We start from the raw sequence: 14448 nt of genomic DNA, 5'->3' as shown, positions 1-14448 counted from the left end.
GAGATTAAAAATCTCATTTATTTTGCTTCGAAATCATACCGTCCGAAGACGTGTACCGATTTCTCAGCGTCGATCTTGCAAGCAAGATCGTTACTCACTCGTTGTTCAGTTTTCAAAGATCAAACTTGTTTCATTGCTGTGTGTTGTTCACCTCAGCAACTTTTATATCTTATCACATCCGAACCAACTTTGCAAGCTCTTTTTTTAAGTTTCTTTCGAAGCTTATTTCATTCGCTTGCCGCACCGTGTTTCTCGTGTTTTCTTGGCCGGAATTAGAATATACCATGTACAGATTTGGAACGCAAGCTTTATTTTTAAAATATCAATGATTGCTTTACTTCTTCCTCCCTACTCCTATTATACTTTACAAGATACTCATCCCGCAGCAGCAACTATCTTTCCAAACTCGGGAGAATAGCAACTCTCTCACATTACAATAGTTTCTATTATATATAGCAGAATATCTTTCAAACCGGTTATATCCAGCTTGCCTGTTAACTCACCTCAATCCGCTCAGATATGCCTATTTGTCCAATTCATAATCATTTATAAAACTAAAAAAACAGGATCGGTTATTTCCGCTCCCGTTTTCATAAATTGTAGATGTTGCTATGTAATCCTCATAGTGCATCTTTTCAAGTTTGCTATTTAAGTATACACATCAGGGTCTGATGATCTCACCATCCGAGCCGCTTACATCAAAGAAACCAACGTTATGCTTCCTAGCTAACTCACGCATCATTTTATAGGCGTCCTCCGCAACAGACCACGCGAATGCAGCATAAATCATTTCTTTTCCAAGCGAGTATTCTGTTAATCGATTATCTGTTCCCGCTTCTTCCATCGCTTCAAACACATCATCGTCTAAATTCATCGAAGGAAATGTCAGAATAAGCTCTTCGTAAAAGCGTTGCAACTGCTCTGAGCTCACCTTAATGTCTGAATAGGAATGATCCTCCGACCATTTTGTCTGCTCACCATACCATCTCATAAACGACGTTTTATCAACTGGAGCTTTGGCTGGATCAAAAACCATCAAATCATAACTCATGTATGTCCCCCCTTTATATATAGAAGAAAGTCAATTTCGATCTCCCATAGATCAAGAATATCCCCTACGTAGAACATTTCAAAGAGTCTCCTGTCCCTTCTTTTAAATTTCATGCTACATATATAAGAAACAAAAAAGCGAAAGCCCGGTTAAAGTACCAAGGCTTCCGCTTCTTCTTTCATTTGTATAAATAAGAAATACATTATAAGAATCTGACCCGATTTATTCAGTCAAACCTTTACTCTCCACCGATAAATACATACCGGCATATAACAATGATAGCCAATATCCACATAAGCCAGTGGATCTTTACTTTGCGCTCCGTAACCAGATTACCGAATACGGCCAAGATTACATAGGATACAATCCCTGCGGAAATCCCGTTTGCAATTCCTCCAGTGAAAGGCATCAATACAATTGTAAGGAACGCCGGGAAAGCTTGCAGGAAGTCATCCCATTCAATGCTGCGAACCTGACTCATCATCAAGACACCCACGATGATCAATGCCGGAGCTGTTGCAGCTGACGGAACAACCAATGCCAGCGGGGCAATAAACAAGGCCAAGATGAACAGGATACCTGTCGTTACAGAGGTCAGACCTGTACGTCCACCAGCTTCGACGCCAGAGGCACTTTCAACAAAAGCGGTAATTGTACTTGTACCCAGTGCAGCTCCTGCACTTACACCCACTGCATCGACGAGCATTGCTTTGCCAACTGTTTTTTCGCCTTTTTTCTTATCCTTCATAATCCCCATTCGTGTTGCTGTGCCCACCATCGTTCCGAATGTGTCAAACAGCTCTACAAAGGTGAAGATGAAGATGATTTCAAACAGTCCAAGGCTAATTGCACCCTTCAAGTCCAGTTGTCCGACCGCCAGATCGCTGAAGTTAGGCAACCAGCTTGCACCGGACAAACCGCTGAGATTCGTAACTCCCATTGGGATACCAATCAACGTTGTAGCAATGATACCGATTAGCAGTGCACCTTTGACGCGCATAACCATCAGTATAGCGATAATGAACAGTCCAATCAGAGCCAGTAATGCATCATGATGCGAGATGAAATTACCCAAAGACAGATTAAAACTGCTGCCCGGAATCGGTTGGCTCAGATCTGCATCTGGTGCAACATTAACTGTTACAGCGACCAGATTAGCCAGTTTGAAACCTACAATGGTAATAAAGAGACCAATACCAACTGTGATTGCCATTTTTAATGAGTCCGGAACTGCAACGAGCAGCATTTGACGAATTTTGGTCACTGTCAAAATAATAAACACGATACCAGAGATAAATACGGCTCCGAGAGCTGCCTGCCAGGAAATCGCACCGTTGGAACTCAGAACCACGGTCATGAAGTAAGCGTTCAAACCCATACCTGGTGCAAGGGCGATCGGAATGTTAACGAACAATCCCATAATGATGGTCATCAAACCAGCACCTACGGCTGTTGCAAAAAATACTGCATTGTCCGACATACCGGCTCCGGCCGATCCCAAGAACAACGTGTTTACGAAAAGAATGTACGCCATTGTCATAAAGGTAGTAAGACCCGCAACAATCTCCGTTCTAACGTTCGTTCCGTTTTCTTTTAGTTTAAAGAAACGATCCATAATTCACTAACTCCCCCTTAGAGATGTTGAAGCCATATTGAAAACCGACAAAACGACAAATACCCTGAAGATGAAATGTATCACCCAGGGTTTTAGCTGACGAGGAGTGGCACGGTGCCAATTACGGAGAACAAAAAAATTCTAATGTGCGAGATGTCATGCCCGACGCAATCATGTAGAATTCGTGTGCTCAGCCTTATCCTCTTCGTAGCCAGATCATTAGGGTGATCTCGTAGAGACTCCCAGGCCAATCCCCGGGATTATACGAAGTAGTATGCGTTTTTTGTGTGTTTCCCATCACTATTTTAGGAGGGATGCCTCTAGTTTGTCAATGATAAAAACGAATATTATCCTCGTTCAACTTATAAATCGTTCGTATTATTTAACAAAATGAACCAGTTCAGCGGTTTACAACCCAAATTAAAATTGGTTTTACACTACGTTTTCATGTGTATATGTCGATCTTGCCACAAGTTTTCTCTTCATCTACAACATTAAAAAAGCTACCATAAATCAAAGCACGTGCCCTTTGATTATGGTAGCTTGATTGGTCTTCTAGAAGATGGTTATGTGGTGAGAATAACGTTTCTTAATATCCATTAGCTTAGGTATACGGAGCAAGCTGCGACGATCACCAGATCATTTTTTACACGATAAGTCCTACGTCCTTACATTTCTGTCTGAAGTCCATCCCTTACCTGCTGTTGTTCCTGATCGGTGTTAGCCGTTGACCCTTCAGACAATTCCTGATTCTGGGCTTGATCGGAAGACGAATCTGCTGCCTCTAAATTCACAAATGAAGAATCCCCCGCACCAAGAGCCAAATCCTGCATACCCGAGCCGCATCCTGCCAGCATCACCATCAGAAACGCACTTCCAATGCCCATCTTCCATTTGCTCATATTGTCGGTTTTACGCATACATTCAATTCTCCTTTCAATTGCCATATAGCCGTATTCTGTACTCAGTGTACAAGCCCCATATGAAAACAATCTGAAACGAACCTAAAAAAGGAATTAAATATTCAGAGATTCATCGTTATACCACCATCCGCTCTCATCCCACATGCCTGCTGCCATTATCGCCTGCTTCGCCACTTTTTTGCTGTTTGGCACTTTTCAAATGAACGATCATTCTTTCCAAGGATTTATGATGAATCAGAGATTCGATATCTTCGGCGGTAGTATGTTTCATTTGCAGAAGGGCGAGCTCTTTCAGACTTTTGGAAGTCTTTGCCCAATCAATATTCTCCACATTCACATTGTTCAGGAAAACACGCTGTAATTCAGTCAGATTTTCAAGAGATGGCAGACTCGTTAGATGCGGCTGGTCCTCTATCCCTAATAAGCGCAATTCCTTCAATTCAGGCAATACGGATAGGTCTGATAATCCTTTCACCCTTAGGAGCTTCAACAATTGCAAAGATTTCACTCCCGCAAGGCTATCCAGATTCTCTGCTCCACCAAAACTGAGATAAAGTTCGCTCAAAGCCGTTACATCTTTTAAGTATCCCAATTCCTTTAATGGCATTCCCGAAATATAGAGGGACCGGAGTGATGACAACGTTCCGATCGTTTCGATGTTAGTTGTATGACCATTCACACTCAGTGTTTTAAGGTTGGTAAAACGGTTAAGTACGGATAAATTGATTTTCTTTGTTTTGGTTTTGCCAATGCGGAGCTGTTGTAAAGTGGTAGGTAAAAGAGCCAATACATCAAGAGACTCCGCTTCAAATACGTCAAAGGCAAACTCTTTTAGCCCTGGCAATGCACCTATGGCCTCAATCCCGTGAACACGTCTATTGCAGTCAATCACAAGCTTTTCTACATGGTTCATATATTTTAGAACAGACAAGTCGCCAGATTGCGAATGAAAGCCATATATACGAAAAGTAACATCGGGTCTGTTGGCAAACAGCTCCTCATTCAATGTCTGCATCAGGTTTACATCCGGGATATTGTGCTCGCTGTATTGAACAATTTTTAGTTCAGGACGAGCCGCAAGTGCAGCAACCTCTTCATGAGTCCATCCTGGGTTAAGTTCGATTCTTTCCTTCATTCGCTATAGTTCCTCCTTACAGAGTGTTCTTCTTCGTAAAATCTATTGGAGATTTTCTCCAATACATCCCAAGGGATACGTGTCTAGTCAGCTGTCATACCATCGATGGACGTTTTAAATTTTTCATAAAAAAATGCATTTTACGTTTCATAGCTTATCAACACGGTCAGTCTTGTTTAAGTGTCTATCCTTATCAGATTAATTTTCTCCACGAAACGTGTATACTAATATTAGGATAGGAGGAGAAATATGAGAATTAACAATAATCTGCCAGCATTAAACGCCAAAAATAGAATTAATAATAATAGTAACGCCAAAAAAACTTCTTTTGAAAGACTTTCGTCCGGTCTACGCATTAATCGCGCTGCGGATGACGCTGCCGGTCTAGCTATTAGCGAAAGTATGCGTGCTCAGATTAGGGCTTTAGAGCAAGGAGTAAGAAATATCCAAGATGGAATCTCATTAATTCAAACTGCGGAAGGTGCTCTCAATAGCATAACAAGCGGACTTCAAAGAATCAGAGAACTACTTGTTCAAAGGGAAAATGATACATACACCTATAGTGATAAAGAAACAATTAATCTAGAAATTACACACAACCTCCGAAATATAGAGGATATAACAAACAACACACAATTTAATGGAATCTACCTTTTGAATGGCTCACTTACTAATGCTGCTGTCCATACAGGTACTGACACAATTCCGCTAAGCATTAATGACATGCATCTGGACCTATATTATAGGGAGAATTTTAACGATCAAAATAGGTTTTCACAATGGCATCCTGCGCAAGGTGCCTGGACAGTCCAGAACGGATTATTGACACAGTCCACTGAAGGCGTTGGTGACAAAACGATTCTCTCGGAAGTAATTCAAGGTAACGATATGACCATCACGGTCAATGGAAAATTCATGACGACACATCCAGATGGAAATATTGGCATAATTATTAAAGGAAACGACTTTAACAACCAAGTTTTTGGATGGTATAGCCAGTACGGTGGATTATATATTGGAGAACGCGTAAATGGATCATATCGATTAATTACCTCCATAGTAGTGGATCCTGCGCAATTAGATCAGAACTATGAACTTACCGGAACTGTTGTAGGCAATTATTATACATTTTCTGTTACGGGTGTAGGAAAGATCGAAGGCTATTCCGCCAATACATCCATGCTTGAAGGCTACACCGGATTGTTCACCGCATTTTCGGAAGCAAGTTTTGATGATTATGAAGTCATTCCTCATATCACAGTAACAGATATCAAAACGGCTTTAGATAAAGTCACAGGGGAGCGTGCAAAATTAGGCGCCTATCAAAATCGACTAGAGTACGCCTATAACAACACATCCAACTATTCTGAGAACCTTACAGCATCCGAGTCACGAATCAGGGACACTGACATATCCAAAGAAATGATAAAGATATCTACACTGAGTATTCTAACCGATGCCTCTCAAGCCATACTTGCTCAAGCAAACAGTCAACCCCAACGAATACTGGAGTTACTTCGGAACTAGGGTTGATTAATTCATCTAACCAATATAAAAAGCTCATCCTTGATAACAATTTATCAAGGATGAGCTTTTTATTTAATAATTCAAGGGTTCCAACCATATCAGGGCTTCTAAGCAATGAAGTCCACTAATATTTCACAACCTATTCCCACTCAATCGTTGCTGGTGGTTTGGAAGTTACGTCATACACGATACGGTTGACGTTATCCACTTCATTAACGATCCGCACGGAGATTTTCTCCAATACGTCCCAAGGGATACGTGCCCAGTCAGCTGTCATACCGTCAATGGACGTTACTGCACGGATACCTACAGTGTAGGAATACGTACGCGCGTCACCCATAACCCCAACACTCTTCATGTTAGGCAGGGCTGTGAAGTATTGCCAGATCTCGCGATCAAGACCAGCTTTGATAATTTCTTCACGCAGGATGTAATCCGAATCACGAACGATTTTGAGCTTGTCCTCCGTTACTTCGCCAAGTACACGGATCGCAAGACCCGGACCTGGGAACGGCTGACGCCATACGATTGCTTCTGGCAGACCGCACTCTTCGCCGACTTTACGCACTTCGTCTTTGAACAAGGCACTCAGTGGTTCGATCAGCTTGAAGTTCATGTCCTCAGGCAATCCGCCCACATTGTGGTGGGATTTGATGGTTTGAGCTGTCGCTGTGCCACTTTCCACGATATCCGTGTACAGTGTACCTTGCGCCAGGAATTCAAAATCATCAAACTGCTTGGACTCTTCGTCAAATACGTAAATAAACTCGTTACCGATGATTTTACGTTTTTGTTCCGGATCATCCACACCTGCCAGTTTGGACAGGAAACGCTCTTGTGCATCGATTTTGACAACTTTCATGTCGAATTTGCCGACGAACGTCTCCATTACGCTCTCCGCTTCGCCTTTGCGCAGCAGACCATGGTCGATAAACATACATGTCAGTTGGTCTCCGATGGCTTTGTGAAGCAATGCAGCCACAACGGAAGAATCTACACCGCCGCTAAGTGCGCACAATACTTTACCGTCGCCCACTTTTTCACGAATATCTTTGATCGTATCTTCGATGAACGTCTCCATACTCCAGTTGCCTTCACAACCACAGATTTCGTACAGGAAGTTTTTGATCATTTCATTACCGCGAACAGAGTGGCGTACTTCTGGATGGAACTGAACAGCATACAATTTGCGCTCATCGTTACTCATTGCTGCGATTGGCGCACTTTCCGTGCCTGCATCCAGTTTGAATCCAGCAGGAAGAGCAACCACGTGGTCACCATGACTCATCCATACCGTATGTTCACCTTCGATACCTTGTGCTAGAGCAGCACCTGGTGCAAACTCAATATCCGCTTTACCGTACTCACGCTTCTCAGAACGCTCGACTTTACCATCAAGCTGTTGCGCCATGAGCTGCATACCGTAACAAATTCCAAATATTGGCAATCCCAGATCATAAACGGCCGGATCTACATGTGGAGCATTTTCTGCGTAAACGCTAGATGGTCCACCCGAGAACACGATTCCCTTTGGTGATAATTCTGCGATTTTCTCCGCCGGTGTGTTATACGGCAAAAGCTCGCTGTATACGCCCAGATCCCGGATTCTTCTGGCGATTAACTGGTTGTATTGGCCCCCAAAGTCAAGGACAACCACTATTTCATTTTGCTTATTCATTACCGAGCCTCCCTCAATTAATGAAACTAATTATACGCAACGACAAAACATACCGTCAAGGAAAGGCGAAACTCCTTTTTTCGACATTTCAAAACATGGCATATTCAACGCCTGAGATTACAATATTTGATCGAATATTCTCGCCTCCATTCTATATATTCCCGATAGGAAATATAAGAAAAGGGTTGACGCATTATTTTCAACATAAAAGAGATCGTCCGCATGAAGCTCACGGTGTATGATCGCGGAAAGACGCCTCGTTCGCTTTATGGGGCGAGAAAGGCGTCCTATGTTAAGTTCGGCGTTGTACTTCGTGTTACAGCGCCTGCATGCGCCGGGCCAGTTGAAGTGCCCGGCGCAGGAAGTCCAGACTGTCCGCGCGCAGCGGACGGTCCGGCCCGTACAGCAGCCGTTCCCAGTCGGCTGCGAACCGCGCGATGTCCGCGCCGTACGTGCCTGCGGCCACGGCGGGAGACGCTGCATATTCACGCAGCGTCATTCCCGGCGGCCGCGGGCCGTAGCGGCGCGCGAGCGCGGCCCAGACCGGAGCGGCGGCGCTGAGCAGCCGCTCGCGGTCCGGAAAGCTGCTGCGCGGCCACGCCAGCAGCAGCCTTAGCCGCAGCGCGGGGCGAAGCCGCCGCATGCGGATGGCCCCGGCGGCGCACAGCAGCGCCGCTGCCGCAAGGGCCACCGCGAGCCATGGGTGCGCGGCAATGGCCCGAGCGCGGGCGAGCAGCCATGCGCCCGCGTGAGCCACCCCGCCGTCCGTCTGCGGCGGGGTTACGGCAACGGACGGCTGCCCGCTCAGCGCAGCGGCGTCTTGGCTTTCACCCTGCGTCATAGTGAAGCCTGGCGTAGCCTCGAACGGCATCCAGCCCGCGCCTGGAAAATACACTTCTACCCAGGAGTGTGCATCTCCCTGGGTCACAATGTATTGCCCCGAGACGTCCGCATCGGCTTCCCCGGGCCCGAACCCCTTAACCCAGCGTGCCGGAATGCCCTCTGCACGTAGCAGCACAATCATAGCTGTCGAGAAATGATTGCAGTAACCCTGCCGTGTAACGAATAGAAAATCATCCACAAAATCAGTTCCGCGTGGTGGCATACGGGTATCCAGCGTATATTCGGCGTGGTCCGCAAGGTACGACTTTACGGCTTGCACGGCATCATAACGGGTCTCACTCCCCTGAATGATATCCTTGGCAAGAGCCTGCACGCGTCCGGGAAGCGTAGTTGGTAGCTGCAGATACGTTCTGCGAATTGCAGCCGGATCTTTCATGTTGGACTTCTTCCCCAGAAGGCGTAGCTGTTCAGGTGTTGCCACGGGAATCATGACATCTGCCGTATAACTTTTGACAGTTTGATTGTCATAAGTAGCCGCGAGCCATAACGTTGCGGAATCTTCATTTGATAGCAGTAAACGTTTATTCTTCTGATTATCACTATTCTTATCCTGGAACGACAGATTGAGTGGCATTCCACCTGTGAAGAGGGGATTGGGTCCTCTCCACTCTCGCTTCATCGTCACCGTTTGACGAATACGTTGCCAATAGGTCGGGTACTCCCAACCATCGGTGCGCACCAATCCGGATGGACTTGCCGTCTCAAAGCTCTGCACAGGATCACTCCAGGTGCTTCCGTTATAATATGAACGGGTCTCGCCCCGCCAATACGTAGCTTCCGGACTTTTTGCCGTAAAAAAAATCGTGTCTCCCTGCACCAAAGGTGCGCCCATTGGTGCATCCGCTGTACTATATCCTGTGACGGCAGTTGTTGCAGGAATACTTCCTTGCTGTGTATAGCCTGCCCAGCGGGCCAAACGCTCACCCATCTGCTCAAGTGAAATACGTTCCGGTGGAGGAATAGAGGCAAGCTGACCAGGGATCGCTGAGAAAAGTACCATGGCTGCCGACACCGCAAGCGTTACCGCAGACCAACGGCCATAAGGACTATGCTTAAAGATCGGTGTGGTGACCCCGCCATTAAGGCGAAGCAACTGTAACATGGCCTGAATGAGTAGAATCCACAACACAGAACGTATCACCGAAGCATATACATCCAGCCCGGCAAAGGATTCAAGCAGCAGTAGATAGACCAATGTTGCACTGCCAAAAAGCATCAAACTTCGTCGCAGCAGTACCAGTGACTGCACGGAAGCCATCAGCATGCTCCAACCGCACATCATGAGCAGACCTCTTGTCTCCACACTAATCGAGTGAAAACGCCACGTACTCATGAAACTGCCCATATCGGCAGAAAAAGTGGTCGGATAGGTAACTGCCCATCCAGCAAGGTCATTACCTCCATACATGCAACATAATGCGGCTAGAGCAATGAAGAGTCTAATCAGTATTCCCGTGATCCAGCCCGTACGAAGCAACCCCGCGAGCAGCAAGGCCCCCGTTAATCCTGCCATCACGGATAAGAATCGTTCGCTGCCCTGCTGACCCGCTGACGTAACCGGATAAATCCACTCCATGGACAATATAAGCAAAATGGCAGAAAGACCGATTCTGTAAAGAAGAGGCTCCGAACTGTGGCCAGGACTCTTCAAATCTACTCCAGATGTCCTGGTTTCCGCTTTATATATGGAATGCACAGACTCTAATCCCAAACTTGCGGCGTACCTCCGGTCAGCCACAGTGGAATTCACTTGAGGGTTTCCATTATGCTCCCACATCCGTTACCTCCGCCTTTCTCATTGAAGGTAAAGAGCAGTCTGTGATCCAATGGATCTGTACTCCACTTTGACGAAGCTGTTCCAGACTTTCATTGCCCATGTCACTAATGGTTTGATCCTTTGCAATAGAATGTGCTTTTTGTGAAACTACCGCGCTATCCGCAGCATCAACATGATTTTCTCGCTGCTGAGCCATATTGCTGCTGAGTGATTCCGCTCGCGATATAGGTGATGAACCTTCTCCGGCCATGAACTCCGTTAACTGGACCTCTACCCTGTATCCCAACCTGATTGCACACATTACCCACTCCACCAAAGCGTCATCCATTTTGCCAGTGAGGATCACAATTCGTGAGCCGATCGCCATTCTATCCAACATCTCTGTACGAAGCGATGGAGATACAGCTTGAGGCGCGGAAATTCGTGCCTGCGCCAGCTTGTCCAGCGCATGGTTTTCAGGCGAGTGCAGGAGTTCCTGCTGCCATTTCTCCTGATGAGCAGATCCTGACCCACCACCTTCCGTCCACAGTTGATAAGGAATGTTGTCACGTTCAGCGGTCTGAATCCAACGGGCAGCTGCACGGACTACACGTTCAAAGGCGGGCGTATCCCTCTTCTCTGACTGCCGCACTTCATAACCAGATGCACCTTCATACACCAGTATACCCAGCGAGACAGAGTCGGAGGTTTCAGGCAAAAAAGTCTGAAGTCGACCCGTTTTGGCTGTGCTTTTCCAATGAACACGCCCAAGCGGGTCTCCTTGCTGATATTCCCGGAACTCAGGACTGCGATTCCCTTGACTGCTTCTTCGCTCAGACAGTGCATCTTCTCCCACTGCCGAGTATTCTCCGGGATTATTCTCACCCCATTCCGCTGCTTGGGGAACAACAATGAGCGAGGTATGATTCACAGTCTCTGCGGAGACCGTATTCCATCCGAAAACATCACCCCAGTACAATCTGCTTGATTCCCATCTGTATACACCTCTGCGCAAACCCGATAATTCATATTGATACGTAAACTGGCGACGGGTTCCCGGAAATAGTAACTTACGGTGTACACCGGCAGGTGTATTCTCACACAGAATGATCCATAACAGTGGAATCGGGCAGTCGAATTTCAGTTCCACGGCCACTCGCGTTATTTCGCCTGCCACAACCCGATTCGCATGCATTTGCCGCCGAATGTTAATATTGCGCGGACCGAGAAAATGGATAATCAGTGCGCTTGCGAGCATCAAGGCTGCCATAATGGATAGAAAAAGCGCGGCCTTGCCGCCATGCCATACATACAAAGAGGCAAAAGCTATGACCAGGACAGCACCCAACATCCGTTGACCCAGCGCAGTCATTGACGCCGTCCCCTTCCCTGTGCCGCCATCTGTACAGGTACAGGAACCGATGACAGAGCTTCCTGAATCACCTGCGCCTGTGCCCAGATTTCCGCTCTGTTCTGGGATTTCAATTGAACGCGATGGGAAAGGACAGGCAAAGCCATCTCTTTCACATCATCGGGAATGACATAACTGCGTCCTTGCAGGTAAGCAAACGATTGTGCAGCGGCCATCCAGGCCAATGTTCCGCGCGGGCTGATACCCAGTCTTACCGCCGGGTGACTTCTGGAGGCAACGGCAACAGCAACCAGATACTGTTTGACAACAGAGTCCACATGTACATGTTTTACTTCACGCTGCATGGCTACGACTTCTTCAGCAAGCATGACAGGGCGAAGTTCATCAAGCAGTTCTCTGCTTTGCATCCGGGTTAACAGTTCGACTTCCTGCTCCGGATCAGGATACCCCAGTCCAATCTTCATGATAAAACGATCCAGCTGCGCTTCAGGCAAACGATAAGTGCCCTCAAACTGCAACGGATTCTGCGTCGCCAGCAAAAAGAATGGGCGCGGCAAAGCATAGGTTGTGCCATCCACCGTAACGCGTCTTTCCTCCATCGCTTCCAGAAGTGCCGACTGAGTACGGGGGGAAGCGCGATTGATTTCATCGGCCAGCACAATATTGGACATGACGGGTCCTGGTCGAAACTTAAATTCTCCCGTATGCGGATGATACATCGACGTGCCCGTCACATCTGCCGGCATCACATCCGACGTGAACTGAATTCGTCCCATGGAGCAATCCAGTGCAGAAGCGACGGCGCGAACCAGCATCGTTTTGCCTGTACCCGGCACATCTTCCAGAAGTACATGACCTCCACTCAGCATTGCAGTTAACACATAACGAATCTCTTGTTTTTTGCCAATGATCACACTTTCAACTCGCTTCATAACTCTATTCAGCAATTCTACGGCATGTTCATGTTCCATTCGGATATAAGACATATCTTCTAATCTCCTTCCATCCATCGGCATTCCTGAACCATACTAATCTATGATTCAGTGTTGCCCGGAAGTAGAGAGAATAGTCCTGTACGAACGACTTTATTCAGATCAATTTATCCAAATACATGCTGTTAGCTGCTGCTAGAGGAACGCTGGCTTTAACCATCCATTCCTTTTCATTCGCCTTTAGTGAATCAACGGTTACTCCCATATGCTCCATCAATTCACGCAGCGGAACCCAGATCGTTCCTCCCTGACTCTGCACGACTCCCTCTGTCGTTCTGTCATTCAACTGGCCTGAACGTTTCGTTGTCAGATCTCCGCTGACACTGTCTGCATGCATGGTTCGGTCTTTCCATACGGCTGTGGCTGTTCGGGTCTCTGCATTCCAACGAGCGCTACCACCGAACTTTTTCATAAAGGTCCGCAAAGGCACCATGATCCGCTGATCTTCCACGCGAAACTCTCCTTGCTTCAATGTGGCTGCTGCCAAACCAATTTCCACCTTCAGTTCCTTGCCGGCCAACCACAGGTTGCTGTTCTCTTGTACATTTTCTGCGATCCATTCCTTACTCGGGGCTTTGCGAGACTTGTATTTACCATTGGAATCGATTCGGAATTGAACAGGCTCATCCGAGGCCTTCATCGTGTCAAAACGAAATCCCTGATCGCGGTAATACTTGATAATGCCAGGTAGTGCTTTTACCGTCTCGGCATGAGCTCCTCCATCATGCATCAATACAATGACCGAATGTGCCCCGGCAGGCACCTTGGTCGCATTGCGTAAGATTTCTTTGGCCGGAACACCCTTCCTTTTGGAATCACCACTGTCTACGTTCCAGTCCATAACGGTGTACCCGCCCAATTTCAGCAGATCAAAATAACTCTTATCAAAATGTCCGTAGGTACCGCCCGGTGCCCGGACCAGATTCGGTCGAAATCCGGTAATTCGCTCTACGACTGACTCTGTCTGTTTGATCTGCTTCCAGAACACTTTGAAATCACTATATAGCTGTTCATAATTATGATTAAACGTATGATTGCCCAAAGCATGTCCATCTTCCACAACCACACGGATCATCTCAGGATAACGTTCTGCCTGCTCTCCGAGCACAAAAAATGTAGCCAAAACCTGTTCCTTGCGCAAAATATCCAATACTTCACGGGTATGGTTACCCGGTCCATCGTCAAAACTCAAATAGACTACCTTATCTTGAAGATTCTCTTCTTTGGAGGCCGGTGCATCAGACCCCGATACAGAGGAAGCGTAAGTTGTGCCTGCCGATGCAGCGAATACACACAGCAATACAACTATGCGAAGTATTAGTACAGACCATTTTCCAGATAATAATGTATGTATTGGCGTTAACATGTACGAATCGACCTCCAACGTCTCTAGTGAATTTGCTGATAGACTTCAGCAGATTTGTTAGAATTATATGGAGGACGCACTGAAAAAAGACGCGATTTTGTTTTATAATTTTTCACAATTTGGGATGGCT

Annotated in this window: 10 protein-coding genes and 1 riboswitch; of the genes, 1 reads left to right on the top strand and 9 read right to left on the bottom strand. The window is 46.5% G+C overall.

The features are described 5' to 3' along the window. Positions 1-661 precede the first annotated feature (661 nt). The 4 genes from G3352_RS29545 to G3352_RS29530 form a co-directional block, all read right to left on the bottom strand. Positions 662-1051: a hypothetical protein gene (locus G3352_RS29545; RefSeq protein ID WP_163761559.1), complete on the bottom strand. Its 390-nt coding sequence runs from the start codon at positions 1049-1051 to the stop codon at positions 662-664. Positions 1052-1289: 238 nt separating this feature from the next. Further along, positions 1290-2666, bottom strand: coding sequence for an NCS2 family permease (locus G3352_RS29540; RefSeq protein WP_163761558.1), 1377 nt, complete (start codon positions 2664-2666; stop codon positions 1290-1292). Between the two features lie 188 nt (positions 2667-2854). Next, positions 2855-2954: riboswitch (purine riboswitch) on the bottom strand. A 380-nt stretch (positions 2955-3334) separates the two neighbouring features. After that, positions 3335-3586: a hypothetical protein gene (locus G3352_RS29535; RefSeq protein WP_163761557.1), complete on the bottom strand. Its 252-nt coding sequence runs from the start codon at positions 3584-3586 to the stop codon at positions 3335-3337. 136 nt (positions 3587-3722) lie between these two features. Beyond that, complete coding sequence (locus G3352_RS29530; RefSeq protein WP_163761556.1) at positions 3723-4724, bottom strand: leucine-rich repeat domain-containing protein; 1002 nt, start codon at positions 4722-4724, stop codon at positions 3723-3725. Between the two features lie 249 nt (positions 4725-4973). Between G3352_RS29530 and G3352_RS31530 the strand changes: the two genes are divergently transcribed. Next, entirely contained in the window at positions 4974-6251 is a 1278-nt protein-coding gene (locus G3352_RS31530; protein ID WP_275898468.1) for a flagellin N-terminal helical domain-containing protein, read from the top strand. Between the two features lie 139 nt (positions 6252-6390). On the opposite strand, the gene guaA is transcribed toward G3352_RS31530, so the two are convergent. From guaA to G3352_RS29495, 5 genes are all read right to left on the bottom strand, one after another. Then, entirely contained in the window at positions 6391-7929 is a 1539-nt protein-coding gene (guaA, locus tag G3352_RS29515) for a glutamine-hydrolyzing GMP synthase (RefSeq protein WP_163761555.1), read from the bottom strand. Positions 7930-8245: 316 nt separating this feature from the next. After that, a complete protein-coding gene (locus G3352_RS29510) occupies positions 8246-10609 on the bottom strand; it encodes a transglutaminase TgpA family protein (RefSeq protein WP_163761554.1) in 2364 nt (787 codons plus the stop codon). Continuing rightward, a complete protein-coding gene (locus G3352_RS29505) occupies positions 10596-11960 on the bottom strand; it encodes a DUF58 domain-containing protein (protein WP_163761553.1) in 1365 nt (454 codons plus the stop codon). The genes G3352_RS29510 and G3352_RS29505 overlap by 14 nt, the downstream gene beginning before the upstream one ends. After that, a complete protein-coding gene (locus G3352_RS29500; protein WP_163761552.1) occupies positions 11957-12946 on the bottom strand; it encodes an AAA family ATPase in 990 nt (329 codons plus the stop codon). Before G3352_RS29500 ends, G3352_RS29505 begins: the two co-directional genes overlap by 4 nt. A 103-nt stretch (positions 12947-13049) precedes the next feature. Further along, the gene (locus G3352_RS29495; protein ID WP_163761551.1) at positions 13050-14318 is read right to left on the bottom strand and encodes a polysaccharide deacetylase family protein; all 1269 of its coding nucleotides are present in this window, start codon (positions 14316-14318) and stop codon (positions 13050-13052) included. Between the last annotated feature and the right edge of the window lie 130 nt (positions 14319-14448).

It is taken from the genome of Paenibacillus sp. ALJ109b (assembly GCF_010747435.1).
GTDB lineage: Bacteria > Bacillota > Bacilli > Paenibacillales > Paenibacillaceae > Paenibacillus > Paenibacillus taichungensis.
The sequence above is the reverse complement of the archived record's forward strand: the minus strand, read 5'-3'. Positions and strand labels throughout refer to the sequence as shown.